General features: G+C 52.8%; 19 protein-coding genes. 8 read left to right on the top strand and 11 right to left on the bottom strand.

Annotated elements, in window-relative coordinates:
* Positions 1 to 4 precede the first annotated feature (4 nt).
* The 3 genes from spoT to gmk are packed head-to-tail and all read right to left on the bottom strand — an operon-like array spanning position 5 to position 3,088.
* Positions 5 to 2,116 carry a bifunctional GTP diphosphokinase/guanosine-3',5'-bis pyrophosphate 3'-pyrophosphohydrolase gene (gene spoT, locus ACLJPQ_RS13380; RefSeq protein ID WP_000280481.1) on the bottom strand — a complete coding sequence of 704 codons (2,112 nt, stop codon included), beginning with the start codon at positions 2,114 to 2,116 and terminating at the stop codon, positions 5 to 7.
* A gap of 18 nt (positions 2,117 to 2,134) precedes the next feature.
* Complete coding sequence (gene rpoZ / locus ACLJPQ_RS13375; RefSeq protein ID WP_000135058.1) at positions 2,135 to 2,410, bottom strand: DNA-directed RNA polymerase subunit omega; 276 nt, start codon at positions 2,408 to 2,410, stop codon at positions 2,135 to 2,137.
* Between the two features lie 54 nt (positions 2,411 to 2,464).
* Positions 2,465 to 3,088, bottom strand: a complete 624-nt coding sequence (gmk, locus tag ACLJPQ_RS13370; RefSeq protein ID WP_000046966.1) for a guanylate kinase — start codon at positions 3,086 to 3,088, stop codon at positions 2,465 to 2,467.
* Between the two features lie 256 nt (positions 3,089 to 3,344).
* On the opposite strand from gmk, the gene ligB reads away from it, so the two are divergent.
* Positions 3,345 to 5,030, top strand: a complete 1,686-nt coding sequence (ligB, locus tag ACLJPQ_RS13365) for an NAD-dependent DNA ligase LigB (protein ID WP_080184951.1) — start codon at positions 3,345 to 3,347, stop codon at positions 5,028 to 5,030.
* On the opposite strand, the gene ACLJPQ_RS13360 is transcribed toward ligB, so the two are convergent.
* Both ACLJPQ_RS13360 and ACLJPQ_RS13355 read right to left on the bottom strand, forming a co-directional pair.
* Positions 5,027 to 5,644 (bottom strand): trimeric intracellular cation channel family protein, encoded by a 618-nt coding sequence (locus ACLJPQ_RS13360; protein ID WP_000924334.1) that lies wholly within the window; start codon positions 5,642 to 5,644, stop codon positions 5,027 to 5,029. The genes ligB and ACLJPQ_RS13360 overlap by 4 nt on opposite strands.
* Before the next feature lie 247 nt (positions 5,645 to 5,891).
* Positions 5,892 to 6,776, bottom strand: a complete 885-nt coding sequence (locus tag ACLJPQ_RS13355; RefSeq protein ID WP_080184952.1) for an HARLDQ motif MBL-fold protein — start codon at positions 6,774 to 6,776, stop codon at positions 5,892 to 5,894.
* A gap of 73 nt (positions 6,777 to 6,849) precedes the next feature.
* On the opposite strand from ACLJPQ_RS13355, the gene ACLJPQ_RS13350 reads away from it, so the two are divergent.
* On the top strand, positions 6,850 to 7,752 hold the full coding sequence (locus tag ACLJPQ_RS13350; RefSeq protein WP_080184953.1) for a LysR family transcriptional regulator: 903 nt from the start codon (positions 6,850 to 6,852) through the stop codon (positions 7,750 to 7,752).
* A 49-nt stretch (positions 7,753 to 7,801) separates the two neighbouring features.
* On the opposite strand, the gene ACLJPQ_RS13345 is transcribed toward ACLJPQ_RS13350, so the two are convergent.
* Positions 7,802 to 8,665: a YicC/YloC family endoribonuclease gene (locus tag ACLJPQ_RS13345; RefSeq protein ID WP_000621352.1), complete on the bottom strand. Its 864-nt coding sequence runs from the start codon at positions 8,663 to 8,665 to the stop codon at positions 7,802 to 7,804.
* Between the two features lie 125 nt (positions 8,666 to 8,790).
* Here ACLJPQ_RS13345 and rph point away from each other — a divergent pair, with 125 nt between their 5' ends.
* On the top strand, positions 8,791 to 9,507 hold the full coding sequence (rph, locus tag ACLJPQ_RS13340; protein ID WP_001247078.1) for a ribonuclease PH: 717 nt from the start codon (positions 8,791 to 8,793) through the stop codon (positions 9,505 to 9,507).
* Positions 9,508 to 9,585: 78 nt separating this feature from the next.
* The gene (gene pyrE, locus ACLJPQ_RS13335) at positions 9,586 to 10,227 is read left to right on the top strand and encodes an orotate phosphoribosyltransferase (RefSeq protein WP_000806167.1); all 642 of its coding nucleotides are present in this window, start codon (positions 9,586 to 9,588) and stop codon (positions 10,225 to 10,227) included.
* A 77-nt stretch (positions 10,228 to 10,304) separates the two neighbouring features.
* On the opposite strand, the gene slmA is transcribed toward pyrE, so the two are convergent.
* The 3 genes from slmA to coaBC all read right to left on the bottom strand — a co-directional run bounded on the left by slmA (position 10,305) and on the right by coaBC (position 12,665).
* Positions 10,305 to 10,901, bottom strand: a complete 597-nt coding sequence (gene slmA, locus ACLJPQ_RS13330; protein ID WP_000818607.1) for a nucleoid occlusion factor SlmA — start codon at positions 10,899 to 10,901, stop codon at positions 10,305 to 10,307.
* Positions 10,902 to 11,008: 107 nt separating this feature from the next.
* Positions 11,009 to 11,467 (bottom strand): dUTP diphosphatase, encoded by a 459-nt coding sequence (gene dut, locus ACLJPQ_RS13325; RefSeq protein ID WP_000976078.1) that lies wholly within the window; start codon positions 11,465 to 11,467, stop codon positions 11,009 to 11,011.
* Complete coding sequence (gene coaBC / locus ACLJPQ_RS13320) at positions 11,445 to 12,665, bottom strand: bifunctional phosphopantothenoylcysteine decarboxylase/phosphopantothenate--cysteine ligase CoaBC (RefSeq protein WP_161976247.1); 1,221 nt, start codon at positions 12,663 to 12,665, stop codon at positions 11,445 to 11,447. Before coaBC ends, dut begins: the two co-directional genes overlap by 23 nt.
* A gap of 175 nt (positions 12,666 to 12,840) precedes the next feature.
* On the opposite strand from coaBC, the gene radC reads away from it, so the two are divergent.
* From radC to mutM, 4 genes are all read left to right on the top strand, one after another.
* Positions 12,841 to 13,506 carry a RadC family protein gene (radC, locus tag ACLJPQ_RS13315; protein WP_000380129.1) on the top strand — a complete coding sequence of 222 codons (666 nt, stop codon included), beginning with the start codon at positions 12,841 to 12,843 and terminating at the stop codon, positions 13,504 to 13,506.
* Positions 13,507 to 13,723: 217 nt separating this feature from the next.
* Positions 13,724 to 13,960 (top strand): 50S ribosomal protein L28, encoded by a 237-nt coding sequence (gene rpmB / locus ACLJPQ_RS13310; protein ID WP_001519051.1) that lies wholly within the window; start codon positions 13,724 to 13,726, stop codon positions 13,958 to 13,960.
* A gap of 20 nt (positions 13,961 to 13,980) precedes the next feature.
* Complete coding sequence (gene rpmG, locus ACLJPQ_RS13305; RefSeq protein ID WP_001051798.1) at positions 13,981 to 14,148, top strand: 50S ribosomal protein L33; 168 nt, start codon at positions 13,981 to 13,983, stop codon at positions 14,146 to 14,148.
* 97 nt (positions 14,149 to 14,245) lie between these two features.
* Positions 14,246 to 15,055, top strand: a complete 810-nt coding sequence (gene mutM / locus ACLJPQ_RS13300; protein WP_001114516.1) for a bifunctional DNA-formamidopyrimidine glycosylase/DNA-(apurinic or apyrimidinic site) lyase — start codon at positions 14,246 to 14,248, stop codon at positions 15,053 to 15,055.
* A gap of 27 nt (positions 15,056 to 15,082) precedes the next feature.
* Here mutM and coaD read toward each other — a convergent pair whose 3' ends face one another.
* Both coaD and waaA read right to left on the bottom strand, forming a co-directional pair.
* Positions 15,083 to 15,562: a pantetheine-phosphate adenylyltransferase gene (gene coaD, locus ACLJPQ_RS13295; protein ID WP_001171884.1), complete on the bottom strand. Its 480-nt coding sequence runs from the start codon at positions 15,560 to 15,562 to the stop codon at positions 15,083 to 15,085.
* An 8-nt stretch (positions 15,563 to 15,570) separates the two neighbouring features.
* Positions 15,571 to 16,848 (bottom strand): lipid IV(A) 3-deoxy-D-manno-octulosonic acid transferase, encoded by a 1,278-nt coding sequence (gene waaA / locus ACLJPQ_RS13290; protein WP_000891582.1) that lies wholly within the window; start codon positions 16,846 to 16,848, stop codon positions 15,571 to 15,573.
* Positions 16,849 to 17,023 lie beyond the last annotated feature (175 nt).

The raw sequence follows: 17,023 nt of genomic DNA, 5'->3' as shown, positions 1-17,023 counted from the left end.
AGCGCTAGTTTCGGTTACGGGTGACTTTAATAACGTCTGGCATCACGCGGATTTTGCGCATGATATTCGCCAGATGTACGCGATCGCGTGCGGTAAGGCGAATAAAGGTACTATAGACGCGACCATCTTTCTCTTCAGTATTCAGGCTTTGAATATTGGAGGTGGTGGTATTAATCGCCGCCGTCAGGTTAGCCAGCGCGCCCTGATGGTTAAACATTTCCACCTTGATTTCGGTAATGAATTCCTGCTCCGTCTCTTTGTCCCATTCGACCGCCATAAATTTCTCTGGCTCTTTCTGGTATCCACGGATATTACGGCAGGATTCGTGGTGGATCACCAGTCCTTTACCTGGGCTTACGTGAGCGATGATCGGGTCGCCTGGGATCGGACGACAACACTTCGCAAAGGTGATAAGCACGCCATCCGCGCCTTTAATCGGCAGGTGGCCGTGATTCGATTGCGCAACGGTCGGCACCACGGCTTCGCCTTGCTGCAGATTTTTCGCGACCACTACGCTCATCGCGTTGCCGAGACCGATCTCCGCCAGCAGATCGTCAAGCGTTGCCAGCTTCATTCGATCCAGTTCGCGCTGAATATTTTCCTGCGGAATTTCCGCCAGCTTACGACTGCCGCCTAAAGCATGGTTAAGCAGACGACGGCCCAGGCTTACGGAGTCATCACGTTTGAGGTTTTTCAGCAACTGACGAATTTTAGCGCGCGCTTTAGAGCTGACGACAAAGTTCAGCCAGGCGGCGTTGGGACGCGCGCCCGGCGCGGTAATAATTTCGACGGTCTGACCGCTGCTAAGCGGCTGCGACAGCGGATAAGGCTGCCGGTCGACACGCGCGCCGACGCAGGCGTGGCCGATATCGGTATGCACGGCGTAGGCGAAGTCCACCGGCGTAGCGCCAGCGGGCAGTTCGACAATGCGTCCTTCCGGGGTGAAAACGTAAATCTCATCCGGGAAGAGATCGGATTTTACGCTTTCGATAAATTCAAACGAACTACCGGCGCTCTGTTGTAGCTCCAGCAGGCTCTGCATCCAGCGCTGGGCGCGGATCTGCGCCGTGGTGCTGGTCTCACCGTGTTCTTTATACGCCCAGTGCGCCGCGACCCCCATTTCCGCCATCTGATCCATATCTTCGGTACGGATCTGGACTTCAACAGGAACGCCGTGCGGGCCGATCATTGAGGTGTGCAAAGACTGATAGCCGTTCGCTTTGGGAATGGCAATATAGTCTTTCACCCGTCCCGGACGCGGCTTATAGAGACTGTGCATCTGGCCGAGTACGCGATAGCAGGTATCGGAGTCATGAACGATGACGCGGAAAGCGTAAATGTCCATGATCGAGTGAAAACGCTGCTCTTTGAGCACCATTTTGCAGTAGATCGAGTAAAGATGTTTTTCGCGACCGCTAACGCGACACGGAATTCCCGCCTCTTGCAAACGTCCTTCGATTTCAGAGAGGATTTTTTGGATCATCTCTTTACGGTTGCCGCGCGCCGCTTTTACCACTTCTTTAATGACGCGGTAACGATTGGGATACAGCGCTTCAAAGCCCAGCTCTTCCAGCTCGGTTTTGATGTGATGAATACCTAAACGGTGCGCCAGAGGACTGTAGATTTCCAGCGTTTCACGGGCAATACGACGACGTTTATCCGGGCGTAACGAGCCCAGCGTGCGCATGTTATGGGTACGGTCAGCAAGCTTAATGAGAATGACGCGGATATCCTGCACCATCGCCATAATCATTTTGCGAAAGTTTTCGGCCTGCGCCTCTTTCTTATCGCGGAACTTGAGCTTATCAAGTTTCGACACCCCCTCTACCAGCTCGGCAACGCTTTTACCGAAAAGCTGTTCCATGTCCTGATAGGTGGCGGGGGTATCTTCAATCACGTCATGCAGCAGAGCGGCCATCAGCGTTTCGTAGTCGAGTTTCATCTCGGCCAGAATACAGGCCACCGCTACCGGGTGCGTGATATAGGGTTCACCGCTTGAACGTGTCTGGCCCTCGTGAGCGTCACGTGCAACGAGATACGCCTGCCGAAGACGCTTAATCTGGTCTTCCGGCAGGTAGGTTTGAATCAGTTGATTCAGGCTTTCAAACAGATACAAGGGCGACCCGCTTTGTGATTAACGACGACCTTCAGCAATAGCGGTAACGGCTTGTAATTCAGCGGCTTCCTGCTCTTGCTGTTCCTGGCGCTCGCGGACGTCAAGGATCTGGTTGTTAATCAGACCTTCTTCGATTTCGCGCAGCGCGATAACGGTAGTTTTATCGTTTTCTTCCGGTACCAGCGGATCCTTTCCGCCTACCTGCATCTGACGAGCGCGACGCGCGGCGACCAGTACCAGGTCAAAACGGTTACCAATTTTCTCTACAGCGTCCTGAACAGTTACGCGTGCCATACTTAAAATGCTCCACAGGTGAAGAAATGACTGGGCATGATACTGAAAGTGGGTTCAGTCTGCCAACAATTTGCTGATTAAAGCGTCATGACGCTGCTTTTGGCGGCTCATACGCAGACGTTCAGCGCGAATGATGGTTTTCAAGTCGCTTAACGCGGTATCAAAGTCGTCATTCACAATAAGATAATCATATTCGGCGTAATGGCTCATTTCTGCAACCGCTTGCGCCATTCGTTTGGCAATGACTTCTTCGCTATCTTGCCCGCGGCCGCGTAAACGGCGATCCAATTCGATCTTTGACGGCGGCAAAATAAAAATGCTGCGTGCTTGCGGCATCTTTTCGCGAATTTGCTGGGCGCCCTGCCAGTCGATATCCAGAAAAACATCAACGCCGGTTGCCAGCACTTGCTCAATGGTTTCGCGCGAAGTGCCGTAGTAATTGCCAAACACTTCCGCGTGCTCCAGAAACGCCTCCCTGCCAATCATGGTTTTAAACTCATCATGATTTACAAAGAAATAGTGCTCACCGTGCACTTCACCCGGACGCGGCGCGCGCGTGGTATGTGAAACGGAAACCTGAGTGTCATACAACGGTTGGGTTTTTAATAAAGCCTGAATCAGGCTGGATTTACCCGCGCCACTGGGGGCAGAAACAATATAAAGCGTACCTTGAGCCATGAGTATCTTACGTCTGTGATTATCGAAATAGAGCCTTGATACGGGCTTATTATACACATCGCCGTTATGCGACGTAGTCTTTGTCACACTTTTTGCGCCAGATTATTGCATTTTGCGTCCCTTTTTCCGCTTTTATCGCGTCGTTGCAGCAACCCACCAAAAAATCTGGAAAGCGGCTCGGATGATGCATTTTTACCTGTCGGTTTTTATTCACTAAAGCGCTATACCTGCCGGGCAATGTGCGCAGGAGGTCGTGATGAGATTATGGAAAAGTATGGCGTGGGGAATTTTATTGTGGCATTCGCAGAGTGGGGCGCTTTGCCCGGCCTGGCCGCCAGCAAGGGCCGCTGAAGAAATCGCCCGTTTACAGCAACAGCTCGCTGACTGGAATGACATCTACTGGAAACAAGGGGTTAGCGCGGTTGACGATAGTGTGTACGACCAACTCAGCGCAAGGCTGGTTCAGTGGCAACGCTGTGTTGGTCAGGATGTTTCATCTACTCCGGTTTCACCGCCGTTAAACGGTACAACAATGCACCCTGTTGCGCACACGGGCGTACGTAAACTCGCGGACCGACAGGCGGTAGAACAGTGGATGCGCGGGCGCAGCGAGCTTTGGGTACAGCCAAAAGTGGATGGCGTAGCGGTAACGCTGGTTTATCAAAACGGTAAACTGACCAGGGCTATCAGCCGGGGTAACGGACTACAAGGCGAGGACTGGACGCCAAAAATTCGCCTGATCCCCTCTATACCGCAGACAACACAAGGCGCGCTAGCTAACGCGGTGTTGCAGGGCGAAATCTTTCTACAGCGCGAGGGGCATATCCAGCAACGGATGGGCGGGATGAATGCGCGCTCGAAAGTCGCAGGAATGTTAATGCGCCAGGATAACGCCTCCGCGCTAAATTCGTTGGGTATTTTTATTTGGGCGTGGCCGGACGGTCCGGCAAATATGCCCGAAAGATTAAGCCAACTTGCTAAGGCTGGATTCAGTCTGACGAATAAATATACCCTGGCGGTAAAAAATGCCAGCGAGGTCGAACGGGCGCGCCAGTCATGGCTGACGTCAGCATTACCCTTTGTAACGGATGGCGTAGTGATACGCATGGCTAAAGAACCTGCGTCACAACACTGGCGACCCGGGCAGGGCGACTGGCTGGCAGCATGGAAATATCCGCCAGTAGCGCAGGTCGCGCAAGTGAGCGCTATTCAGTTCTCGGTGGGGAAAAGCGGCAAAATTACCGTAGTAGCGTCGCTTGTCCCCGTTATATTGGATGATAAGCGGGTTCAGCGGGTCAATATCGGTTCTGTGAAACGCTGGGAAGCGTGGGATATCGCGCCGGGCGATCAGATCCTGGTGAGTCTGGCCGGGCAAGGCATTCCCCGGCTTGATGAGGTCGTCTGGCGGAGTCGTGAGCGGAGTAAGCCTGTACCGCCTGATAGCCATTTCAACTCGCTGACCTGCTTTTACGCGTCGGCAACATGTCAGGAACAGTTTATCTCCAGGCTGGTATGGCTGGGGTCACGGTCGGCGTTGGGTCTGGACGGAATGGGTGAAGCCAGCTGGCGGGCTTTGCATCAGACGCATCGCTTTGAGCATATCTTCTCCTGGCTTACCCTGACGTCAGCGCAAATAGCCAACACGCCAGGCTTTGCTAAAGGAAAAAGCGAGCAGATATGGCGGCAATTTAACCTGGCGCGCCGGCAGCCGTTTACCCGCTGGATCATGGCGATGGATATCCCCTTAACGCAGGCCGCATTACAGGCCAGCGGCGATCGTTCATGGGAGCAGTTATTAATGCGAACAGAGCAACACTGGCGGCAGTTGCCAGCGACGGGCGAGCGTCGTGCCGGGAGAGTCATCGACTGGCGGGATAATCCGCAGATCAAAACGCTGAGCAGATGGCTGGCTGCTCAGCATATTCCAGGATTTGGGTCTTAGTGCCCTTCATGGCGGTAATAAAATACCGGCAGGCCAAGTTTAAGACGTAGCGCTAATAACCTTGCTGTAAAGCCAAACAGTAGCGTAGAGATAACGACGACATCCGGATTCATGACGTAATGTTGCAGCGCAATATAGAGCACCGCCGAGGCGAACGAAATGCCGGCATATAGCTCTTTTTGAAACACCAGTGGAATGCGTTTGCAGAACATATCGCGGAGCACGCCGCCAAAGACGCCGGTAGTGACGGCGGCTACCACGGCGATAATTGGCCCTTCGCCCATATCAAGGGCTATCTGAGCGCCAATAATAGAGAAAACCACCAACCCCAGCGCGTCAAGTACCAGGAAAAGCTTGCGTAAATAGGGCATGACGGGGGCAACAATGGTGGTCAATACAGCGGCAGTCGCCACAATAATGACATATTCGGGATGCTTCACCCAACCCAGCGGATAGTGACCGAGCAGAATGTCGCGAACCGAGCCTCCACCAATGGCGGTGGCGGTAGCAATAATAATTACGCCGAATGTATCCATGCGACGACGACCCGCAGCGAGTGCGCCCGTCATGGCCTCGGCAGTGATGCCAATTAAATAAAGAACGTGCAACAGCATGATTTCCCCCTAATTTACTGGGGGCGAAGATTAACGATTTGTGCGCTGTATCACGATTGAGATTTTCTAAGGCATTACACGATTAATAAATTTTAGTAATGATTTTAAATTTATGATTAATAATTATTTATTATAAATATCAATAAATTGAAAGCAATTTTTGTGGTTTATTGTATGCGAGGTTTTTCTGTTTTGACTTAGATAAATTACCTGAACGGCGCCCTGGACGCGCCGCCAGTGAGTCATTTCATTGTGGCTGCTGTGCGGTAAGTTGTGTGATGAAGCGCTGGCGCGAGCGTTCCACATACTGTTGCAAGCCATTGGAATCAAAGAATGCCTGTGTATCGCCGTTGCGAAGTTGCTGTCGTTTCTCCAGTAGCCCGAAGCGGTCACCTTTGTTGGCAATAAAGATATCAACATGCTGGGCGGCCAGTGTCTTAAAGCTACCCTGAATATCAGTAACCAGGTCAGGGTAATTTTTGTTGTTAATCAGCAGATAGTCGGGCGTGGCGAGACTATCTGCGTAAATTAGCGTCTTGCCGTTGCGAAGCGTTACGCGCCAGGAGGTTGAGCCGGGTAGATGTCCAGGCGTGAATAGTGCTGTCACGGTTATCCCTCCGAGGCTGATGCTTTCCTGGTTGTGGATAATTTTATCAGTGGTGACGGGCGGGAAGGGGAGCGCATCGCCAAGCGCAAAATCCTCTCGTCCACCCCTCGCCATCTGATCGGCGTTGGGTTGGCTGGCGACCAATTGTGCGCCGCTCCACGCTTTCAAACGTGCCATGCCCCCCGCTTGATCCAGCCGCGCATGGCTGTTCAATAGATAGCGTATGTCTGTGAGGCGGAATCCTGCCGCTTCAATATTCGCTTTAATTTGCGGTGCGCTTTCATCCAACCCCGCATCAATAAGAATATGCCCTGCCGGAGTGGTCAGCAGAATAGAAGAGAGATTTTTCGTGCCGACATACCACACGCCTTCTGTGATTTGAAACGGCTTTATAGGCTTAGCCCACGCTTTAAACAGTGATAACGGAGGCGCGGGTGATAACGGTTGTGAAGGATCTAATGCCGCCATGGCAGGAAGTGCTGATGTTGAAAATATACATACAAAGAATAATGCATAGCGATTCATAATGTTCTCCTGATTGAAGCGCCCGCAGTATACCTGGCAGTAATTTAGCCAGGTTCAATAAGAGAGACGTTTAATGAACTTGCTGCAAATGGATATGAACCTGTTAAAAGTACTCTATGTGCTGCTGGAGACGAGCTCTACGGGGAAAACGGCGCAAAAGCTGGCTTTGTCGCCTTCTGCGGTAAGTCATGCGCTAATGAGATTGCGCGATGCGCTAAACGATCCGTTGTTTCGACGGGAAGGGAACCGCCAGATTGCTACGCCTTATGCGCAGGCGCTGCGTGACAAATTGGTGCCTGTGTTTGTTTCGCTTAATGAGGAGCTGTTTGGCGATAAAGAGAACGGCTCCCGTTGTTTTCGGGTGGTACTTCCTCCCGCATTGAACGCGCTGCTTACGCCCGTTCTCGCAGAGAAAGGTCATCTTCATCAGGCGGTGATCGAGTGCCTTCCTTTTGCCCGCCGACCCTGGCGTGATGAACTGTTGGATAGCTCGGTTGATTTGGTGCTGGCAATTGGCGACCATCAAAAGCAGGTCAGCGCTCTGCATTACGAGCGGGTGGGGACGACGCGTTTGATCGCGGTTTATGGCGCGCCATTGCGTTCACGTCTGGAGAATGCCACAGCGTTGAATTTTGCTGATCTACAGCATTATCAACACATTTACTGTTTGCCGTGGACAAAAGAGAACAACGAACTGGACAGGCAGCAGGCTCGTGCCGGGTTTGAACGTCCGCTGACGTTTGTTTGTCATGATTACAGTCAACTGGCGCCTGCTGTCCAGTCGGCGCCGCTAATGGCGATTGTACCGCGCCCCTGGTATGAAAATTTATCCGATAAGCGCGGTCTTTTTGTCCTGCCGCTTGCCGGGGAGCAGGCGGAAGGCGCTATTTTTATGCAGTATCGGGCTTCGACGGTAGAGTGGAAGCGGCGCCTTATCGACGCTATTCGCCGGAAATTAAAAACGTACTACCGATAAACGCGAGAGCCCGCATAAGGCGGGCTCTGTGACATATTGAGCGCCAGAATTATTCAATATTCTGGATTTGCTCGCGCATTTGCTCGATCAACACTTTTAATTCAATAGCGGAGTTAGTTACATCAGCGTTGATGGATTTGGAGGCCAGGGTGTTCGACTCACGGTTAAATTCTTGCATCATAAAGTCCAGACGGCGACCCACCGCCTCTTTTTTCTTCAGAATGTTGTAAGTCTCTTTGACGTGCGCTTCCAGACGATCCAGCTCTTCCGCCACATCAATGCGCTGCGCCATCATCACCAGCTCTTGCTCCAGACGGTTGTTTTCCAACTGAACCTGAGCATCTTCCAGCTTCGCGACCAGGCGTTCACGCTGCCATTGCAGGATTTCCGGCATATGCGCGCGGACTTTCGCTACTTCGGCGCTGACGCCTTCCAGACGTTGTTCAATCAGCGCTTTCAGCGCCTGGCCTTCCGTTTCGCGCGCGACGATAAAGTCATCCAGCGTACCGTCCAGCGCGGCTAAAATTTCTGCGGCAATCGCGTCCAGATCCTGCTCTTGCGCCGCCATGACACCTGGCCAGCGCAAAATATCAACCGGATTGATTTCCCCTTCGTCGCTCTGCATTTTGACCCAGTTTGCGGCGCTAACTAATTGTTTCGCGAGCTTTTCATTCAGAATAAGCTCGCCTTGCGCGCTGGCATCGGGTTCAAAACGCAGCATACATTCGACTTTGCCGCGCGTCAGGCGTGTACGAATGCGTTCGCGCACGACGGGTTCAAGACTACGGAACTGTTCCGGCAGACGAAAGTAAGTTTCCAGATAACGCTGGTTTACCGAGCGCATTTCCCAGGTCGCGCTACCCCATTCACCCTTGATTTCACGCCGGGCGTAGGCGGTCATACTGCGGATCATAGATGTTCCCGTTTTTAAAGGAGAGATGAGGGGATTATAGCTATCCAGGCCTTGTCAGGATAGGAATAACCATCGGAAGTCCGTATAATGCGCAGCCACATTCGTTTTAAGCCGGAGATCTCAATATGCGTCCAGCAGGCCGTAGCGCTAATCAGGTGCGTCCCGTAACCCTGACCCGTAACTATACAAAACACGCTGAAGGCTCGGTACTGGTCGAATTTGGAGATACCAAAGTGTTGTGCACCGCCTCCATTGAAGAAGGTGTCCCACGTTTTCTGAAAGGACAAGGCCAGGGGTGGATCACCGCAGAGTATGGCATGTTGCCTCGCGCTACCCATACCCGTAATGCGCGCGAAGCGGCAAAGGGTAAGCAGGGCGGTCGTACTATGGAAATTCAGCGTTTGATCGCGCGTGCGCTGCGTGCGGCGGTCGATCTGAAAACGCTCGGCGAATTTACCATTACGCTGGACTGCGATGTAATCCAGGCCGATGGCGGTACGCGTACAGCGTCTATTACCGGTGCCTGCGTGGCGTTGGCGGATGCGCTGAATAAATTGGTTGCCAACGGTAAGCTGAAAACCAATCCGATGAAAGGCATGGTGGCGGCGGTTTCTGTAGGCATCGTTAACGGCGAAGCGATCTGCGATCTGGAATATGTTGAAGATTCCGCCGCAGAAACCGACATGAACGTCGTGATGACTGAAGACGGCCGCATTATTGAAGTACAGGGTACCGCGGAAGGCGAGCCGTTCAGCCATGAAGAACTTCTCACTTTGTTGGCGCTTGCCCGAGGGGGAATTGAATCCATTGTGGCGACGCAGAAGGCGGCGTTAGAAAATTGATTTTAAGGCGACTGAAAAGTCGCCTTTTTTTTGTCCGTAAATTTCGTAAATGATGAAAGTAAGAAAAGGAGCGAATCCATGAAACCGTATCAGCGCCAGTTTATTGAGTTTGCGCTTAACAAGCAGGTACTAAAGTTTGGCGAGTTTACGCTGAAATCCGGGCGCAAAAGCCCCTATTTCTTCAACGCCGGGCTGTTTAATACCGGGCGCGACCTGGCGTTGTTAGGCCGTTTTTATGCCGAAGCGCTGGTGGATTCCGGTATTGAATTTGATCTGCTGTTTGGCCCCGCGTACAAAGGTATTCCGATCGCGACGACGACGGCGGTTGCGCTGGCGGAACATCACGATAAAGACCTGCCGTACTGCTTTAACCGCAAAGAGGCAAAAGATCATGGCGAAGGCGGGAGTCTGGTGGGCAGCGCGCTACAGGGCCGCGTGATGCTGGTGGATGACGTGATTACCGCAGGTACGGCGATTCGCGAGTCGATGGAGATTATTCAGGCGCACGGGGCTACGCTGGCTGGCGTACTGATTTCGCTGGATCGTCAGGAACGTGGCCGCGGCGAGATTTCCGCGATTCAGGAAGTGGAGCGCGACTATGGCTGTAAGGTTATCTCCATCATTACGCTGAAAGACCTGATTGCCTATCTGGAAGAAAAACCTGATATGGCTGAGCATCTGGCGGCTGTGCGAGCATACCGGGAAGAATTTGGCGTGTAAGCGAATTGCCCGGTGGTGCTTTACCGGGCCTATGTTTCTGTCGCCTGGATAAGGCGTGAGCCACTATCCAGTCAGCGTTACTGTAGCTGAGCGGCAATGAGCGGCCAGCGGGCGTCGAAATCGTCCGTTGGGCGGTATTTAAATTCGCTACGCACGAACCGTGAAAGCATACCTTCACAGAAGGCTAACAGCTGGCTTGCCAGCAGATTTTCATCCGTCGTGTAGCCTTCGCCTTCACGCATTCTTTTTTCTCGTAGCACCTGGCGGAGCTGCGCTTCGATGCGTTCAAAAAGCTGATTAATGCGCCCCTGCAGGCGATCCTGTTCAAACATCAGCGCGTGCCCGGTAAGAATGCGCGTCAGGCCAGGGTTGCGTTCGCCAAAACCCAGAATCAGCAACACAATCAGGCGCAAACGCGTGCTGGTGTTTTTTTCATCTTTTAAAATCAGATTGATACGGGTAATCAGACTATCTTCGATAAACTCAATCAGGCTATCGAACATGCGGGTCTTGCTGGGAAAATGGCGGTATAGCGCCGCTTCGGAAACGCCGACCGAAGCCGCCAGTTTTGCCGTCGTGATGCGTTGGCTTCCATCGCTGGATTCAAGCATCAGCGCCAGTGACTGAAGTATTTCTTCGCGACGATTCCTTTTCGCAGTTTGTTTTTCTGCCATGTTACAAAATACCCCTGAAAATAAGCACTTGCCAGGCGAGCACCCACGCTATAACCGCAAACTCAGCGCTTGCGGCAGTATTATGACGTTATGGGGATGCGTAAAATTTACTTACGGCCAGAATGACCGAAGCCGCCCTCGCCACGTTCGGTGGCGTCAAATGCTTCCACCAGATTAAATTCGGCCTGAACGACCGGAACAAACACCATTTGCGCGATACGTTCGCCCGGTTCAATGGTAAAACTGTCCTGACCACGGTTCCAGATCGAAACCATCAGTTGCCCCTGATAATCGGAATCAATCAGCCCGACCAGGTTGCCCAGCACGATACCATGTTTATGGCCCAGGCCAGAACGCGGCAACATGACTGCCGCCAGTGATGGATCGGCGATATGAATGGCCAATCCGGTAGGCACCAACGTCGTTGCGCCAGGCGCCAGTTCTACGGCGTCGTCGAGACAGGCGCGCAGGTCAAGCCCGGCAGAACCAGAAGTAGCATAAGTCGGCAGCGGAAACTGCTGACCAACACGCGGGTCCAGAATCTTAACGTCGATTTTTTTCATCATAACGGGTCACGATCTCGTCGAGTAATAATTGGCCCAGGAGTTCTTTTCGCTCAAGCGGTAAGACTTTATCTCCATCCTGCCAGAAAAGGTGTAAAGCGTTTTTATCGCTATTAAATCCTTGATTTGAAAGTGAAACATCATTTGCACAAATCAGGTCAAGGTTTTTACGGATACGTTTTTGCCGGGCGTATTCTTCCACATTATTCGTTTCCGCGGCAAACCCAACAACGTAGGGTCGATTGTCACTGAGTGCGGCCACCCCGGCGACAATGTCCGGGTTTTTGACCATTTTTATTAGTAATTCATCACCTTGCGCCGCCTGTTTTTTGATTTTTTCACTGGCGATAGTCTCTGCGCGATAGTCAGCCACGGCGGCGCAGCTAATGAAAATGTGCTGCTGTTGAACGGCGGCCTGAACAGCGGCTTCCATGTCCAGCGCGGTTATGACATCAACCCGTTTTACAAAAGGCGGCGTTGGTAACGAAACGGGACCGGAGACCAGCGTGACATTTGCGCCGCGACGCGCTGCGGCCGCCGCAATAGCGAAGCCCATTTTACCTGAGCTGTGGTTGGAAATATAACGCACCGGGTCGAGCGGTTCGCGCGTCGGGCCTGCCGTAATCATGATATTAAGATGTCGCAAATCGTTGACGGCAGCGATTTGCGCGGTGGCCTTATCAACGATAACTAATGGGTCCAGCATTCGGCCTGGGCCTACGTCGCCGCACGCCTGACTGCCGCTATCCGGCCCCCAAATGAACAGGCCGCGAGAGGCGAGCACCTCCAGATTATGTTGCGTGGCGGCAGCGCGGTACATCTGTTGGTTCATGGCCGGAAGCACGGCCACCGGGGCTGGCGTCGCCAGGCAAATGGTGGAGACTAAATCATTAGCCATACCCGATGCTACACGGGCGATCAGGTCGGCGGTCGCGGGGGCAAGAATCACCAGGTCGGCCCATTTCCCCAACTCGATATGCCCCATCGCGGCTTCAGCGGCAGGGTCAAGCAGACTGTCGGATACGGGATAGCCCGACACTGCCTGTAAGCTCAGGGGGGTAATAAAGGCTTTTGCCGCCTCGGTCATTGCCACGCGCACGTCAGCGCCGCGCTCACGTAAACGGCGCACCAGCTCCGGCGTTTTATACGCAGCGATACCGCCGCTAACGCCGAGAACAATTTTTTTACCGGCCAGGCTCATCATGTCTTTCCTGTTGGGTGACTTTGAAAGGCGGCTATTTTATCACAATCTCTACGGCGTCGTGTCTTTGCCTGCGCTCCACTTTGCGAGGCGCTACGCAAGAACAAAATCGGGGCGTCGATCTCTCCCAAAGGCTGTGCCACTATGCCGCTTCCTTAAAAAAGGAGGTGCGCGTATGGATACGTTGGACGAATTATTACCGCGTGAAAAAATGCTCAGATCCGGCATTGCTTCCCTCAGCGACGTGGAGTTGCTGGCGCTTTTTTTACGTACCGGCACGCCGGGAAAAGATGTTATGACGTTGGCAAAAGAGATATTGCAGCACTTTGGGTCGCTGTATGGCCTGCTGTCGGCGGACTTTGCGCAGTTTCGTGGCGTAAACGGCATCGGCCTGGCGAAATTCGCGCAGTTGAAAGGCATTGCTGAGCTGGCAAGGCGCTATTACAGCGTGCGCATGAATGAGGAAAGTGCGTTGCTGAGTCCGGAAATGACGCGGGAATTTCTGCAAAGCCAACTGACGGGCGAAGAGCGTGAGATCTTTCTGGTGATCTTCCTTGATGCCCAGCACCGGGTGCTTCAGCACAGCCGCCTGTTTTCCGGCACGCTTAACCACGTAGAGGTGCATCCGCGTGAGATTGTTCGGGAAGCGATTAAACTCAATGCTTCAGCGGTCATTCTGGCGCATAATCACCCTTCAGGCTGCGCAGAGCCAAGTAAAGCAGATAAACTTATCACTGAGCGCGTGATAAAGTGTTGCCAGTTTATGGATATCCGGGTGCTCGATCACCTGATAATTGGGCGCGGAGAGTACGTTTCTTTTGCCGAACGCGGCTGGATTTAAGATTCTTTGCGCGATCCATCGGGATCTTTGTCTGTTCGGGACTTGAGCATATCGCCGGGTCAGCGTATACTACGCCACCTTTGAGAATCTCGGGTTTGGCATTTGGGCCTGGCAATCGAGAGTTCAATAGAACTGCGCGATGACCAGGCTGTAAAGCCTGACGAGGCGCCGATACCCCATACGAAGCTCGAGCTAATTTGATTTTTGGAGAATAGACATGTCCCGAGTCTGCCAAGTTACTGGCAAGCGTCCGGTGACCGGTAACAACCGTTCCCACGCACTGAACGCGACTAAACGCCGTTTCCTGCCTAACCTGCACTCTCACCGTTTCTGGGTTGAGAGCGAGAAGCGTTTTGTCACCCTGCGTGTATCTGCTAAAGGTATGCGTATCATCGATAAAAAAGGCATCGAAACAGTTCTGTCTGAACTGCGTGCCCGTGGCGAAAAGTACTAAGTACTAAGAGGAAATAAATCATGGCTAAAGGTATTCGTGAGAAAATCAAGCTGGTTTCTTCTGCTGGTACTGGTCACTTCTATACCACTACGAAGAACAAACGTACTAAACCGGAAAAACTGGAACTGAAAAAATTCGATCCAGTTGTTCGTCAGCACGTGATCTACAAAGAAGCGAAAATCAAATAATTCTCGCTTTGATGTAACAAAAACCTCGCTTCGGCGGGGTTTTTTGTTTTCTGGCCGTCCCCATATTAATGAGACCTGCCACACAGCCGGAGACGTTATGCCTGAATTACCCGAAGTTGAAACCAGCCGCCGGGGTATTGAACCCCATTTAGTTGGCGCTACTATCCTGCACGCCCATATCCGTAACGGCCGTCTGCGCTGGCCGGTTTCAGATGAAATTTATCGTCTGAGCGATACACCCGTCCTTAGCGTTCAGCGTCGTGCTAAATATTTACTGCTGGAGCTGCCTGACGGCTGGATAATTATTCACCTGGGGATGTCGGGAAGCTTGCGGATACTGTCGGAAGCGCTGCCGGCGGAAAAGCACGACCATGTCGATTTGGTGATGAGCAATGGCAAAATTCTACGTTATACCGATCCTCGCCGCTTTGGCGCCTGGTTATGGACCAAAGAGCTGGAAGGGCATAACGTACTGGCGCATCTGGGACCGGAGCCGCTAAGCGATGAGTTTAATGGCGAATATTTGCGGCAGAAATGCGCGAAGAAGAAGACGGCGATTAAACCCTGGCTGATGGATAACAAGCTGGTGGTCGGCGTGGGGAATATCTACGCCAGCGAGTCGCTGTTTGCCGCTGGTATTCACCCTGACCGCCTGGCGTCGTCACTCTCGACAGAGGAGTGCGACCTGCTGGCGCGGGTGATTAAAGCCGTTTTGCTGCGCTCTATTGAACAAGGCGGGACAACGCTGAAGGATTTTCTGCAAAGCGATGGGAAACCGGGCTATTTTGCGCAGGAGTTGCAGGTGTACGGGCGCAAAGGCGAGCCGTGTCGGGTATGCGGTACGCCGATAGTCGCAACGAAACACGCACAGCGTGCGACGTTCTATTGCCGTCACTGTCAGAAGTAAAACGCCAGGCCCGGCAAGGAAGGAAACTTATTTCAACTTATCCATTAGCGCCTGATGCACATTGTCCGGCAGAAAGTGGGTCACATCGCCCTGATGGCGTGCCACTTCTTTGACCAGCGACGATGAAATAAACGACCACTCTTTGGACGGCATCAGGAAAACGCTTTCCAGCTGCGGCATCAGATGGCGATTCATATGCGCCAACTGCATTTCATATTCAAAATCCGCCACCGCGCGCAGACCACGAATCAGGATATTCGCCTGTCTGTCGCGGGCGAAATTGGCCATCAGGTCGCTAAAGCCTACCACCTCTACGTTACCCAGGTGTGCGGTCGCTTTTTGCGCCAGCGCCACACGTTCGTCCAGGGTGAACATGGGTTTCTTGCCGGGGCTGGCGGCGATAGCCAGAATGACATGGTCGAACATCTGCGTTGCGCGCGTCACAATATCGAGATGACCGTTAGTAATCGGATCAAACGTGCCTGGATAAATCGCCCGTTTTTGCATGACAGTCCTCAATGCGTTTTCGGTGGCAGATAAGGTTCCAGCAGTTGCAGCAGACGCTGGAGCGCGCCCTGATTTTGATACAGCACTTCAACTGCGTGACGTCCGTAGAAATTACGATAATCAGCGTCGGTCAGTAAAGAGGAAACTTCTTTTGCCAGCGTAGCCGCATCGGTAATCGTGATAAGTCCGCTCGCCTGATCCAGACGGGCGCAAATATCTTTAAAGTTAAAGGTATGCGGACCCATCAGTACCGGAATCGCATGAGCGGCGGCCTCCAGCGGGTTATGACCGCCGCGTTCAACCAGCGAACCACCAACAAAGGCGAGATCGGCAATGCCATAGAGCAACATTAATTCGCCCATGGTATCGCCTACCACGACCTGGGTGCTGGCGGACGGCACTTCGCCCGAAGAGCGAGTGATGTAGCTTAACCCTGCCTGACGCACAAGATTGATAGCATCCGGGAAACGCTCCGGATGGCGGGGCACCAGAATCAGTAATAAATTCGGGAATTGATGTAATAACGCCTGGTGAGCGGCGATAACGATACTCTCTTCGCCATCGTGGGTGCTGGTGGCAATCCAGACCGGACGGTGCGGCGCCCACTGGCGGCGTAGCGTAACGGCTTTAGCCGCCAACTGCGGCGTAACTGAAATATCAAATTTCAGACTGCCGGTGACCGTGACCTGATTGTTCTTCGCGCCCAATGCCACAAAGCGTTCGCCATCTTCTTCGTTTTGCGCGGCAATCAGGGTGATACGGCGCAGGAGCGTACGGACAAACTTGCCAAGCTTCGCATAACCCGCGGCGGAGCGGGCGGAAAGCCGCGCATTAGCGATAACCAGCGGAATATGACGTTTGTGTAGCGCAGCAATCAGATTTGGCCAGAGCTCAGTCTCCATGATCAATACCAGCTTAGGATCAATCTTATTGAGGAAACGATTGAGCGCATCGGGTAAATCATAAGGCAAGTAAACGTGCTGAACATCGTTGCCAAAGGCGGACTGGACGCGCTCCGAGCCGGTCGGCGTCATGGTCGTTACGGTAATAGGCAGATCGGGATAGCGATGACGTAGAGCGCGGACCAATGGGATGGCCGCCAGAGTTTCGCCCACCGAGACGGAATGCAGCATGATTCCGCCCGGTTTCAACGGACGGCGGTAGAATCCGTAGCGTTCACCCCAGCGCTTACGATAGGCCGGCGCTTTACGTCCACGCACCCAAAGCCGTATCCAGATCAGAGGCTGAATAAGGTAGAGAAGAGCGGTGTAAAGCAATTCGAGCATAGTAAATAGCTGACTTATGGATGTGCTGGGGATTCTATGTATTTAGCCTGGGCTTTACCATTACTTTTCCCATTTTTGCGCCAAATTGGCTCAGAAGCGAGGATTCCAGGCGCTGAACCCCATTATTTTTGCATTTTTACGCAATCCATTGAAATTTGCCGCCCTTGTCGCCCCA

It is taken from the genome of Salmonella sp. SAL04213 (assembly GCF_046550535.1).
Classification (GTDB): domain Bacteria; phylum Pseudomonadota; class Gammaproteobacteria; order Enterobacterales; family Enterobacteriaceae; genus Salmonella; species Salmonella enterica.
This window is presented reverse-complemented; position numbering and strand designations above follow the sequence as displayed.

What these genes read in the sequence shown, in the direction of transcription:
- rpoZ (WP_000135058.1), bottom strand. Translation starts at nt 2,410, where the DNA reads ATGGCACGCGTAACTGTTCAGGACGCTGTAGAGAAAATTGGTAACCGT.
- gmk (WP_000046966.1), bottom strand. Translation starts at nt 3,088, where the DNA reads ATGGCTCAAGGTACGCTTTATATTGTTTCTGCCCCCAGTGGCGCGGGT.
- ligB (WP_080184951.1), top strand. Translation starts at nt 3,345, where the DNA reads ATGAGATTATGGAAAAGTATGGCGTGGGGAATTTTATTGTGGCATTCG.
- ACLJPQ_RS13360 (WP_000924334.1), bottom strand. Translation starts at nt 5,644, where the DNA reads ATGCTGTTGCACGTTCTTTATTTAATTGGCATCACTGCCGAGGCCATG.
- ACLJPQ_RS13355 (WP_080184952.1), bottom strand. Translation starts at nt 6,776, where the DNA reads ATGAATCGCTATGCATTATTCTTTGTATGTATATTTTCAACATCAGCA.
- ACLJPQ_RS13350 (WP_080184953.1), top strand. Translation starts at nt 6,850, where the DNA reads ATGAACTTGCTGCAAATGGATATGAACCTGTTAAAAGTACTCTATGTG.
- ACLJPQ_RS13345 (WP_000621352.1), bottom strand. Translation starts at nt 8,665, where the DNA reads ATGATCCGCAGTATGACCGCCTACGCCCGGCGTGAAATCAAGGGTGAA.
- rph (WP_001247078.1), top strand. Translation starts at nt 8,791, where the DNA reads ATGCGTCCAGCAGGCCGTAGCGCTAATCAGGTGCGTCCCGTAACCCTG.
- pyrE (WP_000806167.1), top strand. Translation starts at nt 9,586, where the DNA reads ATGAAACCGTATCAGCGCCAGTTTATTGAGTTTGCGCTTAACAAGCAG.
- slmA (WP_000818607.1), bottom strand. Translation starts at nt 10,901, where the DNA reads ATGGCAGAAAAACAAACTGCGAAAAGGAATCGTCGCGAAGAAATACTT.
- dut (WP_000976078.1), bottom strand. Translation starts at nt 11,467, where the DNA reads ATGATGAAAAAAATCGACGTTAAGATTCTGGACCCGCGTGTTGGTCAG.
- coaBC (WP_161976247.1), bottom strand. Translation starts at nt 12,665, where the DNA reads ATGAGCCTGGCCGGTAAAAAAATTGTTCTCGGCGTTAGCGGCGGTATC.
- radC (WP_000380129.1), top strand. Translation starts at nt 12,841, where the DNA reads ATGGATACGTTGGACGAATTATTACCGCGTGAAAAAATGCTCAGATCC.
- rpmB (WP_001519051.1), top strand. Translation starts at nt 13,724, where the DNA reads ATGTCCCGAGTCTGCCAAGTTACTGGCAAGCGTCCGGTGACCGGTAAC.
- rpmG (WP_001051798.1), top strand. Translation starts at nt 13,981, where the DNA reads ATGGCTAAAGGTATTCGTGAGAAAATCAAGCTGGTTTCTTCTGCTGGT.
- mutM (WP_001114516.1), top strand. Translation starts at nt 14,246, where the DNA reads ATGCCTGAATTACCCGAAGTTGAAACCAGCCGCCGGGGTATTGAACCC.
- coaD (WP_001171884.1), bottom strand. Translation starts at nt 15,562, where the DNA reads ATGCAAAAACGGGCGATTTATCCAGGCACGTTTGATCCGATTACTAAC.
- waaA (WP_000891582.1), bottom strand. Translation starts at nt 16,848, where the DNA reads ATGCTCGAATTGCTTTACACCGCTCTTCTCTACCTTATTCAGCCTCTG.